The sequence below is a fragment of the Micromonospora sp. C95 genome, assembly GCF_018070465.1.
GTDB lineage: Bacteria > Actinomycetota > Actinomycetes > Mycobacteriales > Micromonosporaceae > Micromonospora.
Genome location: NZ_JAGPXT010000002.1, coordinates 57,361 through 75,374 on the forward strand (window position 1 = coordinate 57,361; position 18,014 = coordinate 75,374).

Sequence of the window (18,014 nt, forward strand, 5' to 3'; positions counted from 1 at the left end):
TCGTCCCCGCAAAGGCCACTAAAAGGACGTATCAGCGACCGAAAGTGCAAGATCGGCGGGGTGGTGGTGGTCAGACGGCGAGGGCTTCGCGGACGGTGTGTTCGGCGGTGGTGCCGCCGTCGCCGGCGGAGGTGACGCGGCCGGACTCCAGGACGTGGTAGCGGTCGGCGACCCGCAGCGCGAAGCCGAGATGCTGCTCGACCAGGAGCACGCTGAACCCGGTCTGGGCGATCAATGCCACGATCCGGTCCTGGATCTCGGTCACCACCGACGGCTGGATGCCCTCGGTCGGTTCGTCGAGCATCAGCAGCCGGGGCCGGGTGATCAGGGCCCGGGCGATGGCCAGTTGTTGACGCTGACCGCCGGAGAGCAGCCCGGCGCGACGGCGCAGCAGCGGGCGCAGCGCCGGGAACAGGTCCAGCACCTCGGCGGTGGCCGTGGCACCGTCCCGGCGGCCGTCGGCGACCAGGCGCAGGTTCTCCGCCGCGGTCAGGTGCGGAAAGCACTGCTGCCCCTGCGGCACGTACGCGATCCCCCGGGCGACCCGCTCGTGCGGCGCCAACCGGGTGATGTCCTCGCCGTCGAGTTCGACCCGGCCGGCGGTGGGGCGCAGCAGTCCGGCGGCCACCCGCAGCAGGGTCGACTTGCCGGCACCGTTGTGGCCCAGCACGGTGGCGACCCCGTCGGCGGGTACCGTCACGTCGACGCCGTGCAGCACCCGGCTGCGCCCGTAACCGGCGTGCACGCCACGCATCGCGAGCATCATGCCTCCGTCTGGGTCGGGGCCGACCCGGCGTCGACCGGGTGACCGAGGTAGACCTCCTGCACACGCGGATCGGCCTGCACCTGCGCGACGGTGCCCTCGCTGAGCACCCGACCGGCGTGCAGCACGCTGACGGTACGCGCGAAGCGGCGCAGGAAGTCCATGTCGTGCTCGATCACCACCACCGTGCGGTCCTGGCTCACCTTCTCCAGCAGGCGCCCGGTGGCGTCGCGTTCCTCGTGGCTCATGCCGGCGACCGGCTCGTCGAGCAGCAGCAGCCGGGTGTCCTGCACCAGCAGCATGCCGATCTCCAGCCACTGCTTCTGCCCGTGGGCGAGGGTGCCGGCGAGCTGGTCGGCACGACTGGCCAGGCCGATCACGTCGAGGGCCTCGGCCACCTCGTCGGGCACGCCGTGGCGGCGGCGCAGCAACGTCGCCCAGTTGCGCCGGGCCCCGGCGGCGATGTCGAGGTTCTGCAACACGGTCAGCTCCTCGAACACCGTCGAGGTCTGGAAGGTGCGGCCGACGCCGAGCCGGCTGATCCGGTGCACCGGCCGGCCGAGCAGTTCCCGATCACCGAAGCGTACCGAGCCGGTGGCCCGGACCAGCCCGGTGACCGCGTCCACCAGGGTGGTCTTGCCGGCACCGTTGGGCCCGATCAGGAACCGGATGTCGCCCGGGGCGACGTCGAGGGAAACCCCGTCGACAGCGGTGAACCCGTCGAAGCTGACCCGCAGGTCCCGTACGTAGAGCCCGTGCAACTGCCCGGTCATGCCGCCCCCTCCCGCCGCCGTGGTCGAAATCGGGCGAATCGGCTCGGCCGGGGTTCGCCGTCGTCGCGGCGGCGGGCCAGGCCGATCAGCGACGCCAGGCCGCCGGGCAGGAACGCCACCACCACCACGAACAGCAGGCCCTGGAGGTACGTCCAGGTGCCCGGGAAGCGTTCCGACAGGGCGGTACGCGCCCACGCCACCGCGACCGCCCCGAGTACCGGGCCGAGCAGCGTGGCACGCCCGCCGATGGCGACGCCGATGACGAACTCGATGGACGGCACGATCCCGATCAGCGCCGGGGAGATGATGCCCACCGCGGGCACGAACAGCGCGCCGGCCAGCCCCGCCATGCCGGCGGCCACCACGTACGCGACCAGCTTGACGGTGGCCGGGTCGTAGCCGAGGAAGCGGACCCGCTCCTCCGAGTCGCGCACGGCCACCAGCAGCTCGCCGTAGCGGCTCTGCATCAGGTGCCGGGCCAGGGCCAGCAGGGCCAGCAGGGTGCCGGCGATGATGAAGTACACCATCCGCTGGTTGACCGGGTCGTCGAGGTCGTAGCCGAAGAAGCCCTGGATGTCGGTGAGCCCGTTGGTGCCGCCGGTGGTGCCCTGCTGGCCGATCAACAGGATCACCATGGCGGCGGCGAGGGCCTGGCTGAGGATGGCGAAGTAGGCGCCGCGCACCCGACGCCGGAACACCAGCGACCCGAGTACGAAGGCGACCGCCATCGGCAGCAGCATCGTGGCGGGCAGGGCGAACCATGGGCTGGCGAACGGCCGCCACCACAGTGGCAGCTCGTCGAGTTGCCCGTACAGCATCATGAAGTCGGGCATGTTGCCCGGACCCGCGTCGGCGAGCTTGAGGTGCATGGCCATCGCGTATCCGCCGAGGCCGAAGAAGACGCCCTGGCCGAGGGTGAGCATGCCGCCACGCCCCCAGGCCAGGCCGATACCGACCGCGACCATTGCCACGCAGAGATACTTGGCCAGCAGGGAGAGCCGGAAGTCCGACAGCAGCAGCGGCGCGACGGCGAAGAGCAGGGCAGCGCCGAAGGCGAATCCGACGGCGGCCCGGTACCGGTGCCGGGACGGTCCGGCCGCCGGTCTGGTCGGTGGTGTCGGCGACGGGTCGGCGGCGGCGACGGGATCTCGGGCGACGGTGGTCATGCCAGACTCCTGGTACGCAGGGTGAACAGGCCCTGGGGTCGCCACTGGAGGAACGCGACGATGGCGATGAAGACCATCACCTTGGCGACGCTGAGGGTGGTGAGGTATTCGCCGGTCGCCTGGAGCACGCCCAGTGCGAAGGCGACGATGACGGTGCCCTTGAGCTGGCCGATCCCGCCGACCACGACGACCAGGAAGGCGTCGATGATCAGGTTGGTGCCCATGGTGGGACCAATCGGTCCGAGCAGGGTGAGGGCCACTCCGGCGATGCCGGCCAGGCCGGAGCCGATGAAGAAGGTCATCCGGTCGACCCGGGCGGTGGGGATGCCGGAGACGGCGGCGAGGTCGCGGTTCTGCACGACGGCCCGGATCCGGCGCCCCAGCGGGGTGACCCGCAGGGCGAGGGTCAACGCGACGACCGCGCCGCCGGCCAGGGCCAGGATGAACAACCGGTTGTTGGCCACCGTGATGCCACCGGGCAGCGCGATGTTTCCGGTGAGCAGTTCCGGGGCGCGGGTCTGCACGTTGGGGCTGCCGAAGATGTCCCGGGCGAGCTGTTGCAGGATCAGCGACACCCCCCAGGTGACCAGCAGGGTGTCCAGCGGGCGGGCGTAGAGGCGGCGGATCAGCAGCATCTCCAGCAGCACGCCCATCGCGCCGGCCACCACGAAGGCGATCGGCAGGGCGATCAGCAGCGACCAGCCGGCCGCGGTGATGACCTGTTGCAGCACGTAGGTGGTGTAGGCGCCGGCCATGATGAACTCGCCGTGGGCCATGTTGATGACGCCCATCTGGCCGAAGGTCAGGGCCAGGCCGAGGGCGATGAGCAGCAGCACCGCCCCGATGCTGACGCCGGTGAAGAGTTGGCCGATGAGAACTGTCACGGTGCGTACTCCGAACTGCTTGTGGATGCGGGCCCGGGCGGGTGCGCCGCCCGGGCCCGCCGGGTCAGCTCAGGCCGCCGGCCCACGGGTAGCTCTTGAGGTACGGGTCGGGGGTGATCGGTTCGCCGGAGTTCCAGACCTCCGTGATCAGCCCGTCTGCGCCGATCTTGCCGACGCGCGCCGTCTTGGCGATGTGCTGGGTGGCACCGTCCACGGTGACCAGCCCCTCGGGTGCCTCGAAGGTGATGCCGTCGGAGGCCTCCCGAACCTTCTCCACGTCGAAGGTGCCGGCCTTCTCGACCATCGCCTTCCACAGGTAGACCGAGATGTACGCGGCCTCCATCGGGTCGCTCGTCGGCTTGTCCGCCCCGTACTTGGCCTTGTAGGCCGCGACGAACTTCTCGTTCGCCGCCCCGGGCGTGGTCTGGTAGTAGTTCCAGGCGGTGAGCTGGCCCTCCAGGTACTGGGTGCCGATGCTCTTGACCTCCTCCTCGGCGATCGACACCGACACCACCGGCATGCTGTCGGCGGTCAGCCCGGCCGACTTGTACTCCTTGAAGAAGGCCACGTTGCTGTCACCGTTGAGCGTGTTGAAGACCGCGTCCGCGCCGGAGGACTTCACCTTGTTCGTGATGGTGCCGAACTCGGTGGAGCCCAGCGGTGCGTAGTCCTCGCCCAGCACCTTCATCCCGTTGGCCTCGGCGTACGCCTTGATGATCTTGTTTGCGGTACGCGGGAAGACGTAGTCGGAGCCGACCAGGTAGAGCGAGGTGGTGCCCTGGGCCTTGAGGTAGTCCAGGCCGGGGACGATCTGCTGGTTCGTCGTGGCCCCGGTGTAGAAGATGTACGGCGACTGCTCCAGGCCCTCGTACTGCACCGGGTAGAACAGCAGCGCCTTGTTCTTCTCGAACACCGGCTTGACGGCCTTGCGGCTGGCCGAGGTCCAGCAGCCGAAGACGGCCGCCACGCGGTCCTCGCGGATCAGCTTCTCGGCCTTCTCGGCGAAGGTCGGCCAGTCCGAGGCGCCGTCCTCGCCGACAGGTTCGATCTTCTTGTCGAGGACGCCCCCGGCGGCGTTGATCTCCTCGATCGCCAGCATGATCGAATCCCGGACGGTGACCTCGCTGATGGCCATCGTGCCGGAGAGGGAGTTGAGCAGGCCCACCTTGACGGTGTCGCCGGAGACATCGGCGGCGACTCCCGCCGAGGTGTTCCCGTCGGTGGTCTTGCTGCCGCACGCGGCCAGCGCGGCCGCGGCGACCAGGGTCATGGCACCCGCCAGGATGCGGCGGCCCCGGATCAGTGTCATCAAATCTCCCTGCGTCGCGCGTGTGACGTCAGTCAGTGCCCGGGAACGATCGTCGGCCCCGAGTCGAAGTGCGGATCTGTCTAACTGCGGTGCGGTCCGTCGGAACATTCGGCGCTGCCCGGACGATGGGTGGACACCGGTCCGAGCGGCGATTCGGATATCGGGCAGGGAAAGCTTCGATCCGTTTCATTGCACGGATGTTTCCCAATCCTCAATAGACTGTTTCCGCTGGCCGGGCGTCCAGATGGCGGGCACGAAAAATGCCGGTGCCTCGCCCTGGAGAATCGGCGGAATGACACCGGCGCACGATTTTCAGCCGCAGTCGGCTGCGCTTTTCCGTCCATCACCGGACGGTGGTGAAATCCGGCGCCACGGCCGGATGCTTCACGTAGGAAGTATCTTTGCCGCCGGCCGACGAACCTGTCAAGGCACGGTCCGGTCACGCCCCGACGAAGATCACAGTTCGGTCAGGACGGTGAAGTCCAGGCCGTCGGCCTCGGCCAGGTAGATGCGCTGGCGAACGTGCCGGCGGCGCAGCCGCAACTCACCGCGCGGCCCGTCGTAGGTCACCACCTCGGCGGAGGCCTCCACCGCCCGGACGTCGAGCGTGCCGGCCTTGGCGATCAGCGCGGCCAACAACATCACACCCTCGTAGCAGGACTCACCCAGGCTGCCCAGCGGCGGCGCCTCCAGCCCGAAGCGGCGGCCGAAGCTGCCGTGGAAGTCGAGGTTCTCCTGGGTCACCAGGCCGGCGAAGAAACCCGCTGTGCTGAACAGCCCCCGGGTGTTGGCGGCACCGCTGGCCAGCAGCATGTTCTCGTCCATCAGGGTGCTCAGGCGCAGGCACCGCTGGTCCAGACCGGCCCGCGCGAACGCCCGGTTGAACCGGACCGCGTCCGCGCCCACGAGCAGCATCAGCACCGCGTCGGCGTCGCTGTGTTCGATGCGCCGCAGCACCTCGGCGTAGTCGTGCGTCTCCAGGGGCAGGAAGTGCTGGCCGACCACCCGCCCGCCGCTGCGCAGCGCGTACCGGTGCGCCGCCCGGGTGGTCCGGCGTGGCCAGACGTAGTCGTTGCCGACCACGAACCAGCGCCGCGCCCCGAGATCCCCGGCAAGCACCCGCATCGCCGGCCACAGCTGCGCGTCCGGCGTCTCGCTGGTCAGGAAGACACCCTCGGTGCGCTCACCCCCCTCGTACAGGGCGGTGTAGACGTACGGCACCCGGTGTGCGATGCGCGGCGCCACCGCCTGGCGTACCGAGGAGATGTGCCAGCCGGTGACGCCCTGCACCGCGCCCACCGACACCAGCGCCTCGACCTCGGCGGCCACCTCGGCCGGCGGTGCCCCGCCGTCGACCGGCACCAGCCGCAGCTCCCGGCCGAGCACGCCGCCACGCCGGTTCAACTCCTCGACCGCGAGCTGCGCGCAGAGTTCACAGCTCGGACCGAACATGCCCGCCGGCCCGCGCATCGGGTACACCAACGCGATGCTGACCACGCCCCGGTCGACGGTCAGCCAGGACGCCCCGGCGGCGATGCTCTCCCCCGCCTGCGGGCGTCCGGAGCCTGGTGCCGGCGCGGACATGAACACATGGTGGCCGCCGCCGCTGGTGAAGACCAGCCCTCCCAACCAGCGGGACATCTCGGTACGATGACACCGCATCAGCGAGGCGGGAGTGCCATGTCAGACCTTCCCGGTTCCGCAGCCGACCTGCTACCCCTGCTCACCCGCGCCGAGCGGCTGCTCTCGCGCCGGGTCGGCGGGGTGCTCGCCGCCGAGTCGCTCACCATCGAGGCGTGGCGGGTCCTCTGCCTGCTCGCCGATGGTCTCGGGCACCCGATGAGCGAGGTCGCCGCCGAGGCGTCGCTGCCGCCCGGCACCCTGACCAAGCTGGTCGATCAACTTGTCGACCGCAACCTCGTCTTCCGCCGGGTCGACCCGCTCGACCGCCGCCGCATCCGCGCCTACCTGACCGCCCGGGGCCGCCGCGAGCACGAACGGGTGGACAGCGCGATCCGCGCCGACCTGGTCGGGTTCGGCACGTCCACCGACGCCGACCTGGCCGCCCTCCTCGACGCCCTGATCACCCGCCTGGACGCCCGCCGCCGCACCCCCACCCCCGCCTGACGCGCGTCCCCCACACCCCGTCCGCCCCGCGATCTTGCACTTCTGGTCGCACCATAAGCCGCGAAACGCGCATATCAACGACCGAAAGTGCAAGATCGAGGAGGGTGGGGGCCGATGGGCGGTCAGCCGCCGTTGACGGGGCGGAACTGCGGGACGGTGTGGCGGGCGCGGGGGGCGGGGTTGGCGGTGCGGGCGATGGTGTCGAACATGGTCCGGCCGAGGGCCGCGTGGGCGCGTACGGCCGGGTGGGTGCCGCCGTAGTTGTCGAGTTCGCCGAGGGAGTCGGCGAAGAAGGCGTACATCAGGGTGGGCGCACCGGTCGCGTCGAACATGATCCCGACCTCGTGACGCGCCGCCCCCGAGGAGTCGTAGTCCGCGCCGTACTTGGTGGCGACCCGGCTGCGCTCCGCCGAGGACATGTCGCGGCGGATCCCGTCGTGGTAACCGTTGATCCAGCGCAGGATGCCGAGCAGGAAGTCGCTCGACCGGGCCGAGAGCAGGGTCTTGTCGGCCAGCCGCCACAGCAGGTCATGAGTCTCGCGCGGGGTGGTGACGCCGAGGAAGAAGCGGTTCGGGTTGGCCACCGGCTCGACCCGGGTGTGCGTGAAACCCTTGGCCGCGAGGATCTCGTTGATCTCCAGTGCCGGCACCACCCGGCCGCACATCCGCACCGCCGTGTTGTCGGAGACGAGCAGCATCGCGGTGAGGAAGTTCGCCACGGTGACCTCGTCTCCCCAGACCGTCTGGAGGAAGTAGATCCCGCTGCCGCCGAGGATGATGTCGGCGGTCAGGTCGAGCCGCTGGTCCAGTCGCAGCTCACCGCGGTCGATCTTGTCCATGACCGCCACCGCGACCGCCAGCTTCTGCACGCTGTACCCGTGCGTCACCCGGTCGGCGTCGTCGTCGAGCACGGTACGCAGGGCGCCGGATTCGTCCACCATCGCGACGTGCGAGCGCCACACCCCGCCCGCCCGGGCCTTCTGCCGCCGGTACGTCCGGCGGATCACCTCTCGCGGCGACATCCCGCCGTCGGCCGCTATGGTGCCGTCCCCCGGAGCGGCCACCGCGCCGGACGGCGTTGCCGCCACCGTCACCGCTGCCGCACCGAACCCGATCGCTGCCCGACGACTGATCCGCATGGTCATTGACTCTCCCCAGGGTTTCCACCAGCGCCGACGAGCACCAGCACCCCACACACCCTGCCATATGACCACATAGGACAGCCGGCCTGGCCGCACCCGGGTCTGTCGCGAGCCGGCCGGGGTGGCCCGCCTGCCGGACGCCGCGGGTGGCCCACCGGCAGACGATGGCCGAGGAGACCGAGCGTGAGCAGAACCCGTCCGGGCTGGTGGCGCAGATCAAGTGTTCAGAGTGCGCTGATGGTCTCCGGGGCCCGTTCCCGGCGGGACAGTGCCCGCACCACCGCGAGGGGACCGTGCCGCCAGGCGGCGATGCGGGTGAGCAGGTCAGTGGTCAGCTCGGTGGCGGCCGTCGGCATCTCGGGTGTCGGCAGGTCCAGGCTGACCGCCAGATCGTCGGCGTGCACCACCAGCTCCAGCAACCGGGTCAGCAGAAAGTCGTCGACGGTCAGTCCCCAGTCGCCGAGGTCGACGATCCGGTACGGCGGCTGTGCCGGCACCGTACGACGCAGCTTCGCCAGGGCCCCGTCCACCTCCACGGCGAGTCGAGCGGCGTCGGTCTCGGCGGCGGCCCGTTCACCCCGCTCGCGGATGTCGGTGTTGTCCGCCTCGTCGGCGCCGGTTGTCACCCAGCCGCTGCCGGTGAAGTGGGCCAGGACGTCGATCGCGGTGTGCCCGGGCGCGACGTCGAGCAGTTCCGCCGTTCGGGTGATCTGGTTGGCGAGGTGCCGGGCCAGCCCGCCGGTCGAGTAGTACGGCAGGGCGCTCGGCGACGTCCAATGCTCGGCCAGCACCGGCGTACGCAGCAGTACGGCGGCGACGTCGGCGGCGGCCAGGTAGGCGTTGCGGGTGGTGACGTCCGGTGGCACCAGACCCGGATCGACGCGCAGGCCAAGGTCCGGCTGTCCCAGCCAGTCCAGGCGAGCCGAGGTCTGCTCGGCGTGTCCGGTCAGCAGCAGCCGCACGCGGTACGCGGCCAGCAGCATCGCCTGCAGGGAGTCCACCCCGAACGCGGCGTCGACCGCACCGTCGCCCAGCCCTTCGATCTGGAACGGGCAGCACCAGTCACCACCCGGCAACGGGTCGGGGTGCGGCCTGCCGAGACGGACCACCAGCTCCGACATGCCACCGTCAGGAAGAACCATCGCGATCCGCCGCTCGGCGACGACCTCACCCAACTCGTACAACCCCACGCTCCTCTGCCTCGCCCGAGGCAGCGATGGTATCCGGGGCGGTATCGGGTTCGAGGTACTCCCGCAGGGTGTGCGCGTCCGGCGCGGTGGCGCTCCACAGGGTCGCCGGGCCGCCGGCCAGCGGCAGTCGGGCCCGCGTACCGCACACCGCAGCTGACTGCGCCGGTCTGGCCGGATCCACGATCAGCAGCGAGCCGGTGGCGGGCGCACCGGCCAGCACCGCCGGCCCGGCCCAGCCGGGGGCGTTCGGCCCGATCGCCAGGGACTGCCGCAGCAGCGGCCGACCGTCCAGGTCGACCCAGGTGTTGATCTCGGCGTTGCCGGGCCGCTCGCCGTGTCGGCCGCAGATCAGCTCGTCCCGCCAGTGCAGGACGCCGCCTTCGGCGACGTCCACCTGAGCGTCCGCGACGTGCGCGCAGCCGGCCGCCGCGACCAGTTGCTCGGGCAGCCAGTACAGGGCCGCCCGGTCGGCGACGGTGGCCCGGACCAGCATCCGGGACACCGCGCCGGGGCGACCCGGCAGCGCGATGGAGGCGGCGACCGTGTGCACGCGGACGACGGCGCCCGGGCCGATCTCGACGTCCAGGCGCAGGTCGTCGCCGGCCAGCGGCCCGGCCGCACCGCCGACGACGTACACCGTGACACCACCGCCGGGGGCCGATACCTGACGTAGCAACAGCGGGCTCTCGCCGCGCAGTTCGGTCAGGACGGTGTGGCCGTGCCGGTCGGCCCGGGCCACCAGCCGGGCGGTGGCCCGCATCAGGCCTGCCCAGCCGGGATGGCCCGGGCGGCCCGGTGGTGGGCCAGTTCGTGCCGGATCCAGCCGGCGACCCGGGTGGCCAGGGGATCCTCGCTGATGGACTGGAACACCGTGGGCAGGTCGCCCCGGCGGGCGCGGGCGTCCCGGTCCATCACGGACAGGTCGGCACCGACCATCGGCGCCAGGTCGGTCTTGTTGATGACCAGCAGGTCGGCGGCGGTCACCCCCGGGCCGCCCTTGCGGGGCACCTTGTCCCCGCCAGCCACGTCCACCACGAAGATCTGCCGGTCTACCAGGCCCCGGCTGAACGTCGCGGTCAGGTTGTCGCCGCCGCTCTCCACGAGCACCAGGTCCAGCGGACCCAGCGCGTCGGTCAGGTCGTCGACGGCGTCGAGGTTGGCACCGATGTCGTCGCGGATGGCGGTGTGCGGGCAGCAGCCCGTTTCCACCGCCCGGATCCGGGCCGGGTCGAGCACCCCGGCGCGCTTGAGGAAATCGGCGTCCTCGGTGGTGTAGATGTCGTTTGTCACCACGCCGAGGCGCAGTTCACCGGCGAACGCCCGGCACAGCGCCGCGACCAGGGCGGTCTTGCCGGAGCCGACCGGCCCGCCGATGCCGACCCGCAGTGCCCGCGCGGCGGCGGGCAGCGGGGCGTGCGGGTCGACTCCCGGCTCGGGGTGGGTGTGGGGAACGGACTCGTCGTGATCGAATTCAGGACGCAAAGAGACGCACCTCCCAGGTGACGTGAGCTTCGGCGTGGATGTCGGCGAGCGGAGCGGCGGCGGCGGGCAGCCGCTCCGGTGGTTCCTCGGCGGCCCGCGCCGCCCGCGCCGCGGTGGCGTCGCAGGCACCGGCGAGCCGCACCAGCAGGGCCTGCACCTGGTACGGGTCCAGGCCCAGCAGGCGTACGGCGGCACTGGCCGCACCGGTCACCGTCGCGTGGGCGGCGACCGTGGCCACCTGCCCCGGATCGAGACCGGCGGCGGCACCGACCAGCCCCAGCACCAGCGGCTGGTGTGGACCGTCCGGGGTGGCGGGCAGGTCGTCGAAGGTGACCGCCGGCCAGATCCGGCGACCGGCCCGCAGCAGTGCCCGCCCCTGCCGGCGGGACACCGACCGCTGAGCCGGCGAGGCGGTCCGGGCGTCCAGTTCGGCGTCGAGTCGGGCCAGCGCGTTGGCCCGGCCCGCCGACCAGGCCGCACCACGGGCCGCCGCCGCGAACGCCGCCGCGACCAGTCCACCGGTGGCAAGCCGACCCCGCAGGTACTCCCCCAGCGTGTCCAGGTCGGTCACCCGGCCGGCGGCGACGGCCGCTTCCAGCCCGGCCGAGTGCGCGTGCGCACCGGCCGGGAACCGCCCGTCGGCGAGGAGCAGCAGCATCGTCGGGGTGGTCATCAGAACAGGAAGTACCGCTGGGCCATGGGCAGTTCGGCAACCGGATCCGGCTCCACCACCACGCCGTCGATCCGGACCGTGAAGGTGTCCGGGTCGACCTCGATGCGCGGCAGCGCGCCGTTCTCCGGCAGGTCGGCCTTGCCGCGCGAACGTACGTCGGTCACCGGCACCACCCGGCGCCGCACGTCCAGCCGCAGCCCGGCCTCCAACGCCGCGGGCGCGACGAACGCCAGGCTGGTGGCGGCGGCCGCGACGCCGTACGCCCCGAACATCGGCCGGGGCAGCATCGGCTGCGGCGTGGGGATCGAGGCGTTCGCGTCACCCATCTGCGCGTACGCGATCATGCCGCCCTTGATGACCAGGTGCGGTCGTACGCCGAAGAACGCCGGCTCCCACAGCACCAGGTCGGCGAGCTTACCCGGCTCCACCGACCCGATCTCGTGGTCCAGACCGTTGGCCATCGCCGCGCAGATGGTGTACTTCGCGACGTACCGGCGGGCCCGGTGGTTGTCGGCGGCCCCGTCGCCGGGCAGGGCGCCCACCCGGGCCTTCATCACGTGCGCGCTCTGCCAGGTCCGCAGCACGACCTCCCCGATCCGGCCCATCGCCTGCGCGTCGGAGCCGATGATGGAGATCGCCCCGAGGTCGTGCAGCAGGTCCTCGGCGGCCATCGTGGACGGCCGGATGCGGCTCTCGGCGAACGCCAGGTCCTCCGGCACCGTCGGGTTGAGATGGTGGCAGACCATCAGCATGTCCAGGTGCTCGGCGAGGGTGTTGCGAGTGTACGGGCGGGTCGGGTTGGTCGACGACGGCAGCACGTTCGGCTCACCGGCGACGGTGATGATGTCCGGCGCGTGCCCGCCACCGGCCCCCTCGGTGTGGTACGAGTGGATCGCCCGTCCGCCGATGGCGCGCAGCGTGTCGGCGACGAACCCGGCCTCGTTCAGGGTGTCGGTGTGGATGGAGACCTGCACGCCGGAGGCGTCCGCGACACGCAGGCAGGCGTCGATCGCCGCCGGCGTGGTGCCCCAGTCCTCGTGCAGCTTGAACCCGCCGGCACCGGCCCGCAGCTGCTCCCACAACGCCTCCTCCGAGACGGTGTTGCCCTTGCCGAGCAGCAGCACGTTGACCGGGAAGGTGTCCAGGGCCTCGTGCATCCGGGCCAGGTGCCAGGCGTTCGGGGTGACGGTGGTGGCCCGGGTGCCCTCGGACGGTCCGGTGCCGCCGCCGACAAGCGTGGTGACCCCGCTGGCGAGGGCCTCGGCGACCGACTGCGGGCAGATCAAGTGCACATGGGTGTCGACCGCGCCGGCGGTGAGGATTCGGCCGTTGCCGGCTATCACCTCGGTCGCCGGGCCGATGACCAGGTCCGGGTGGACACCGTCCATGGTGTCCGGGTTGCCGGCGCGGCCCAGCGCCACGATTCGCCCGTCCCGCAACCCGACGTCGGCCTTCACCACGCCCCAGTGGTCGAGGACGACCGCGCCGGTGATGACGGTGTCCAGGGCACCATCGGCGCGCGTGGCGCGGGACTGCCCCATCGACTCCCGGATGACCTTGCCACCACCGAAGACCGCCTCGTCACCACCGGCACAATGGTCCTGCTCGATCTCGATAAGCAGGTTGGTGTCGGCCAGCCTGATCCGGTCGCCTGTGCTCGGCCCGTACAGGGCGACGTAGCGGTCCCTTTCCACGCTGCTCATGCGTTCCGTCCTTCGTCCAGTGCTCCGGCGCACTCGCCGCGCAGTCCCGGCACGATCCGTGCGCCACCCAGCGGCACCAGGTCCACCCGGCGGCTCACCCCCGGCTCGAACCGCACCGAGGTGCCGGCCGGTACCGCGAGCCGCTGCCCCCAGGCGGCGTCCCGGTCGAAGTCCAGCGCCGGGTTGGCCTCCGCGAAGTGGTAGTGCGAGCCGACCTGCACCGGCCGATCGCCGGTGTTGACCACCAGCAGCGTGGTCACCGGGCGCCCGGCGTTGATCTCCACCGGGCCGTCGGCCGGCAGGATCTCCCCCGGGATCACGGGATCGGGTGGTGCACCGTCACCAGTTTGGTGCCGTCCGGGAACGTCGCCTCCACCTGCACCTCCCTCAGCAACTCGGGGATGCCGTCCTGCACGTCGTCGCGGCTGAGCACGGTGCGGCCGGCGGCCATCAGGTCGACCACGGACGCACCGTCACGCGCCCCTTCGAGCAGGAAGGCGGTGATCACCGCGACGGCTTCCGGATAGTTGAGGCGCAGGCCGCGCTCGCGGCGCCGCCGGGCGACGTCGGCCGCCACGTGGACGAGCAGGCGGTCCTGCTCGTGGGGGGTGAGATACACGGGTGCTCCCGGGTGGATGTCCGCGCCCCGTCCACCGCCGGCCCGGCGCCTCGACGCGCCGCCGCACGGTTCGGGTTTCGCCCGCCGCCCGACCGTCACGCGCTTCGGACCTGGGAGTTCCACCCTCCCGGCCCACATGACGGACCACCGGCGGTGTCATCGGATGCGGACCGCACCGCCCACCGCTGAGCAGACCGTAAGGGATCACGCGCTTCCCGAGCAACCTCGCATTCGTTGATCATGAGGTTGGCGGCAGTCGCGGAGATCGACTTTGCCGCCAACCTCATGATCAACCTGGCTCGGGGTGAGAGTGAGGGGGAGAGTGAGGGTGGTCATAGCGGGTGGGCGTTGGGCGGGCGGGGGCTGGTAGCGTCGGCGGCAGGTCATGAGTGCCAGCGCGAAGCCCCGGCTTGCTGGCCGGCAACCCTCGTCCGCGCAGGGGTGCCCCGGGTGAGGACCAGGCGTCGGTGCAACCACCGGTGCAAGCGTGGCCTGGGTTCCCAGGTCATCACGACCTTGAGGAGCACCATGTCGTACCGCGATCGACCTGTGGCCCGCCCGGGCCTGACCCGGCGTCGGCACGTCGACATGATGCGGGTGTGCAGCGCCGCGTGTAGCTGACCGCGTCGCCACCCGGTCACCGGACCCCTGACCGGGTCCGTCCCGCTCTGTCATCGATCCCATCCCAGCGGTCCGCCCAGGCGGACCGTCGGTGTGGCACGTCCGTGCCCGCCGCAGCTCAACCAGGAGACACCTGTGCGATTCCCTTCCGCCCTGACCCGCGCCGCCGCCGTCGGTGTCGCCGCGATCCTCGGTGCCGCCACCCTCACCGCCTGCGGCTCGGACTCCGCCGGCAGCGCGGCCGACAACCCGTACGGCCTGTCGCAGCCGGGCGTGCTGCGCGCCGGCACGCTGACCGACGCCCCGCCGAACGTCTACCTCAAGGACGGAAAGTTCACCGGCTTCGACAACGACCTGCTGGTTGCCGCCGCCGACAAGCTCGGCCTGAAGGTCGAGTTCGTGGGCACCGATTTCTCCGCCCTGCTCGCTCAGGTCGGCAACCGCAAGTTCGACGTCGGTAGCTCCTCGATCACCATCACCGAGGCGCGCAAGAAGACCGTGGACTTCGGCAACGGGTACGACTTCGGCTACTTCGGGCTCGACGTGCCCGCCGGGTCGACGTTGCGCAGCTTCGACGAGTTGCCCGGCAAGCGGGTGGTGGTCGTGCAGGGCACCGTCCAGGACGATTACGCCACGAACAAGGACCTGGACCCGGTCCGCGTGCCCGACTACAGCGGCGCGATCAACCAGCTCAAGGCCGGTACCGCGGACGCGTGGATCGCCCCCGCCGAGATCGGTGAGAAGACCGCGGCGGACAGCGGCGGCAAGATCGCGGTGGCGGCGAAGGAACTCAGCCCGGCCCCGACCGCGTACGCCTTCGCCAAGGGCAACGACGCGCTGCGCGAGGCGCTGAACCGGGCGCTCGACGAGCTGATCGCCGACGGCACCTGGACCCGGTTGCAGGAGCAGTACTACCCGGGCCGGCCGATCCCGGCCGACTTCACCCCGGGCAGCGGAGACGTGTCGGCACCGGCCGGCTCCTGACGACAGGACGACGAGCGAGCAGGGCGGAGGTTGACCGTGGATCCGTTGCGCACCCTGTGGGAGACGTTCTTCGACTGGGAGTCGATGCGCGAGGCGCTACCCGAGATGCTCACCGTCGGGTTGCCCAACACGCTCATCCTGGCGGTCACCGCCGCCCTGCTCGGCTCGGCGCTGGGCATCCTGCTGGCGGTGGCGGGGATATCGCGTACCCGCTGGCTGCGGTGGCCGGCGCGGGTGTACACCGACGTGTTCCGGGGCCTGCCGGCGGCGGCGACGATCCTGCTGATCGGGGTGGGGCTGGCCCCACTGGGCATGCAGGTGTGGGGCCCCAACCCGTACCCGCTGGGGATCCTGGCGCTGTCGCTGATCGCCTCGGCGTACCTCGGGGAGATCTTCCGCTCGGGCATCCAGTCGGTGGAGGCCACCCAGTTGGAGGCGGCCCGTGCGTTGGGCTTCTCCTGGCGCGAGGCGATGCGCAGAGTGATCATCCCGCAGGGCATCCGGCGGATCCTGCCGGCCTGGGTGAACCAGCTCATCGCCCTGATCAAGGACTCCAGCCTGGTCTACTTCCTCGGCCTGCTGGCCAGCCAACGGGAGCTGTTCCGGATCGGGCAGGACTACGCCGCGAACACCGGCAACCAGTCGGCGCTGCTGCTGGCCGGGCTGTTCTACCTCGCACTGACCGTGCCGCTGACGCACGTCGTCAACTGGATCGACCGGCGGCTGCGACACGGCCGGCCGGCGGCAGTACCCACCGACGACCCCGACGACCTGGACCTGGCGCTGCCCGGCGCCGCCGGAGGCAACCAACGATGAACACCTCGGTCAGTCTGAGCCTGCGCGACGTCCACCTGGCCTTCGGCAGCCACCGGGTGCTGCGCGGGGTGGACCTGGACGTGGCACGCGGCGGCACCGCGTGCGTGATCGGCCCGTCCGGGTCGGGCAAGTCCACGCTGCTGCGCACCGTCAACCGGCTCCTCGAACCGGACCGTGGCGACGTGCTGCTGGACGGGCTCAGCGTGCTGCGCGACGACCCGGACGCCCTGCGGCAGCGGATCGGCATGGTGTTCCAACAGTTCAACCTCTTCCCGCACATGAGCGTGCTGCGCAACATCACCCTGCCGTTGCGCCGTATCGGCAAGCTCGGCGAGGACGAGGCGGTGGACCGGGCCCGGGCCGAACTCGACCGGGTCGGCCTCGCCGCGAAGGCCGACGCCCGGCCGGCGCACCTGTCCGGCGGGCAGCAGCAACGGGTCGCCATCGCCCGGGCACTGGCCATGCGGCCGCAGGTGATGCTCTTCGACGAGGCCACCTCGGCGCTCGACCCGGAACTGGTGAAGGGGGTGCTGGCGCTGATGGCGGAGCTGTCCGCCCAGGGCATGACCATGGTGGTCGTCACCCACGAGATGGGCTTCGCCCGCCAGGTCGCCGACACCGTCGCCTTCATGGACACCGGGATCGTGCTGGAGGCCGGCGAGCCGGCCGCCGTCTTCGAGTCGCCGCAACACCCTCGGCTACGCCGCTTCCTGTCCCAGGTGCTGTGAGGCTCTTGTCGCTCAGGAGCGGCGACGGGCGAGTATCGCGAGGGTCTCCCGGCGCACCTCGTCGGGCTCCCGGACGAGACGGCGGTGGCTGAACCTGACCACCAGGATGCCGACCGTGGCGAGTAGCGCGTCGCGCCGCAGGTCGATCTCGCGCTGACGGGGATCGCCGTGCGAGGCGGCACCGTCCACCTCGATGTTGACCCGCTCCTGCTCAGCGAACAGATCCAGGTACATGGTTCGCTTTCCCACCCGGACCCGCACCTGTCGCCTCAGCGCGGGCATTCCCGGGCCGGTGAAGACCCGGTCGTGACCCCAGATCTCCAGCGGGCTGCGGCAGCCGGCGTCGAGCCGGTCGATGAGTACGGACAGCGCCGCCCGCCCGGTCAGCTTCGGCGCGAGCGCGACCCGGAGCCGGTACGCGGTGGTCATCCGGTCGTTCACCGCCCGGACGACCGGCCCGATCCGCCCCTCCTCGGGCAACAGTGACCACGAACGCACCAGCGCCTCCTCCAGCCGAACGACCGGCACACCCCGTCGCACCACGACGTGAGGTGGTTCCGCCGCGAATGCTGTGCGGTGCCGCACCACCAGACTTTCCCTGCTCCGCAGCCCGGTACCAGCCGGCATGTCGAGGTACACAGGCTCACCCGCCGGCTGAGGCCGAAGGCCGTACACGTCAAGCGCGGTGAGCGCGCTCAAGGCCGCCCGGCCGTCGGCGTAGGCGAGCGCCGCCCGCCGGGCGACCTCGGGTGTCGCCCGTGCGAGCAGGTTTGTCGAATCCGGGCCGGCGAGCAGCGAGGCGTCGACGTAGACCGCCGGCAGGACGCGACGCAGCCAGCCACTGCGGTACGCCCGCCGCAACGCCCATGGCGGTAGCACCTCGAGTGCCCGAGCGCGGGTCACCACACCGCCACCAGCCTCGACGAGCGATCGGAGCACGCCATCCACGGCAACCGAGCCTGCCCCGAGCCACGCCGACCCCGCAGCCCCCTGTGGACACCGCACCAAGCTGTGCACAACGCGTCGTCCCAGTG

At 71.4% G+C, this 18,014-nt stretch carries 19 protein-coding genes and 1 riboswitch; of the genes, 4 read left to right on the top strand and 15 right to left on the bottom strand.

Going from position 1 to position 18,014, the window contains the following annotated elements; all coding sequences use genetic code 11:
* Positions 1 to 70: 70 nt before the first annotated feature.
* From urtE to KBX00_RS02875, 6 genes are all read right to left on the bottom strand, one after another.
* Positions 71 to 754, bottom strand: coding sequence for an urea ABC transporter ATP-binding subunit UrtE (gene urtE, locus KBX00_RS02850; RefSeq protein WP_301547251.1), 684 nt, complete (start codon positions 752 to 754; stop codon positions 71 to 73).
* A gap of 8 nt (positions 755 to 762) precedes the next feature.
* Positions 763 to 1,536, bottom strand: a complete 774-nt coding sequence (urtD, locus tag KBX00_RS02855) for an urea ABC transporter ATP-binding protein UrtD (protein ID WP_210822959.1) — start codon at positions 1,534 to 1,536, stop codon at positions 763 to 765.
* On the bottom strand, positions 1,533 to 2,702 hold the full coding sequence (gene urtC, locus KBX00_RS02860) for an urea ABC transporter permease subunit UrtC (RefSeq protein ID WP_210822961.1): 1,170 nt from the start codon (positions 2,700 to 2,702) through the stop codon (positions 1,533 to 1,535). Before urtC ends, urtD begins: the two co-directional genes overlap by 4 nt.
* A complete protein-coding gene (gene urtB / locus KBX00_RS02865; RefSeq protein ID WP_210822963.1) occupies positions 2,699 to 3,586 on the bottom strand; it encodes an urea ABC transporter permease subunit UrtB in 888 nt (295 codons plus the stop codon). The genes urtC and urtB overlap by 4 nt, the downstream gene beginning before the upstream one ends.
* Before the next feature lie 64 nt (positions 3,587 to 3,650).
* A complete protein-coding gene (gene urtA, locus KBX00_RS02870; protein WP_210822965.1) occupies positions 3,651 to 4,895 on the bottom strand; it encodes an urea ABC transporter substrate-binding protein in 1,245 nt (414 codons plus the stop codon).
* Between the two features lie 456 nt (positions 4,896 to 5,351).
* Positions 5,352 to 6,536, bottom strand: coding sequence for a substrate-binding domain-containing protein (locus KBX00_RS02875; protein WP_301547252.1), 1,185 nt, complete (start codon positions 6,534 to 6,536; stop codon positions 5,352 to 5,354).
* A gap of 39 nt (positions 6,537 to 6,575) precedes the next feature.
* Here KBX00_RS02875 and KBX00_RS02880 point away from each other — a divergent pair, with 39 nt between their 5' ends.
* Positions 6,576 to 7,022 carry a MarR family winged helix-turn-helix transcriptional regulator gene (locus tag KBX00_RS02880; protein WP_210822967.1) on the top strand — a complete coding sequence of 149 codons (447 nt, stop codon included), beginning with the start codon at positions 6,576 to 6,578 and terminating at the stop codon, positions 7,020 to 7,022.
* Positions 7,023 to 7,144: 122 nt separating this feature from the next.
* Here KBX00_RS02880 and KBX00_RS02885 read toward each other — a convergent pair whose 3' ends face one another.
* The 8 genes from KBX00_RS02885 to KBX00_RS02920 form a co-directional block, all read right to left on the bottom strand.
* A complete protein-coding gene (locus KBX00_RS02885; protein ID WP_210822969.1) occupies positions 7,145 to 8,167 on the bottom strand; it encodes a serine hydrolase in 1,023 nt (340 codons plus the stop codon).
* Between the two features lie 221 nt (positions 8,168 to 8,388).
* Positions 8,389 to 9,354 carry a maleylpyruvate isomerase N-terminal domain-containing protein gene (locus KBX00_RS02890; protein WP_307867976.1) on the bottom strand — a complete coding sequence of 322 codons (966 nt, stop codon included), beginning with the start codon at positions 9,352 to 9,354 and terminating at the stop codon, positions 8,389 to 8,391.
* Positions 9,332 to 10,114: an urease accessory protein UreD gene (locus KBX00_RS02895; RefSeq protein ID WP_210822971.1), complete on the bottom strand. Its 783-nt coding sequence runs from the start codon at positions 10,112 to 10,114 to the stop codon at positions 9,332 to 9,334. Before KBX00_RS02895 ends, KBX00_RS02890 begins: the two co-directional genes overlap by 23 nt.
* A complete protein-coding gene (gene ureG, locus KBX00_RS02900; RefSeq protein ID WP_210822973.1) occupies positions 10,114 to 10,836 on the bottom strand; it encodes an urease accessory protein UreG in 723 nt (240 codons plus the stop codon). The genes KBX00_RS02895 and ureG overlap by 1 nt, the downstream gene beginning before the upstream one ends.
* Entirely contained in the window at positions 10,826 to 11,509 is a 684-nt protein-coding gene (locus KBX00_RS02905; protein ID WP_210822975.1) for an urease accessory protein UreF, read from the bottom strand. The genes ureG and KBX00_RS02905 overlap by 11 nt, the downstream gene beginning before the upstream one ends.
* Positions 11,509 to 13,212, bottom strand: coding sequence for an urease subunit alpha (locus tag KBX00_RS02910; RefSeq protein ID WP_210822977.1), 1,704 nt, complete (start codon positions 13,210 to 13,212; stop codon positions 11,509 to 11,511). The genes KBX00_RS02905 and KBX00_RS02910 overlap by 1 nt, the downstream gene beginning before the upstream one ends.
* Positions 13,209 to 13,532, bottom strand: a complete 324-nt coding sequence (locus KBX00_RS02915) for an urease subunit beta (RefSeq protein ID WP_210822983.1) — start codon at positions 13,530 to 13,532, stop codon at positions 13,209 to 13,211. The genes KBX00_RS02910 and KBX00_RS02915 overlap by 4 nt, the downstream gene beginning before the upstream one ends.
* Positions 13,529 to 13,831: an urease subunit gamma gene (locus KBX00_RS02920; protein WP_164446929.1), complete on the bottom strand. Its 303-nt coding sequence runs from the start codon at positions 13,829 to 13,831 to the stop codon at positions 13,529 to 13,531. Before KBX00_RS02920 ends, KBX00_RS02915 begins: the two co-directional genes overlap by 4 nt.
* Before the next feature lie 381 nt (positions 13,832 to 14,212).
* Positions 14,213 to 14,325, top strand: a riboswitch (SAM riboswitch).
* 262 nt (positions 14,326 to 14,587) lie between these two features.
* Between KBX00_RS02920 and KBX00_RS02925 the strand changes: the two genes are divergently transcribed.
* The 3 genes from KBX00_RS02925 to KBX00_RS02935 are packed head-to-tail and all read left to right on the top strand — an operon-like array spanning position 14,588 to position 16,980.
* On the top strand, positions 14,588 to 15,436 hold the full coding sequence (locus tag KBX00_RS02925) for an ABC transporter substrate-binding protein (protein ID WP_210822984.1): 849 nt from the start codon (positions 14,588 to 14,590) through the stop codon (positions 15,434 to 15,436).
* 36 nt (positions 15,437 to 15,472) lie between these two features.
* Positions 15,473 to 16,252, top strand: a complete 780-nt coding sequence (locus KBX00_RS02930) for an amino acid ABC transporter permease (RefSeq protein WP_210822985.1) — start codon at positions 15,473 to 15,475, stop codon at positions 16,250 to 16,252.
* Positions 16,249 to 16,980, top strand: coding sequence for an amino acid ABC transporter ATP-binding protein (locus KBX00_RS02935; protein WP_210822986.1), 732 nt, complete (start codon positions 16,249 to 16,251; stop codon positions 16,978 to 16,980). Before KBX00_RS02930 ends, KBX00_RS02935 begins: the two co-directional genes overlap by 4 nt.
* A 12-nt stretch (positions 16,981 to 16,992) precedes the next feature.
* Here KBX00_RS02935 and KBX00_RS02940 read toward each other — a convergent pair whose 3' ends face one another.
* Positions 16,993 to 17,928: an endonuclease domain-containing protein gene (locus KBX00_RS02940; RefSeq protein ID WP_210822988.1), complete on the bottom strand. Its 936-nt coding sequence runs from the start codon at positions 17,926 to 17,928 to the stop codon at positions 16,993 to 16,995.
* Positions 17,929 to 18,014: the final 86 nt, after the last annotated feature.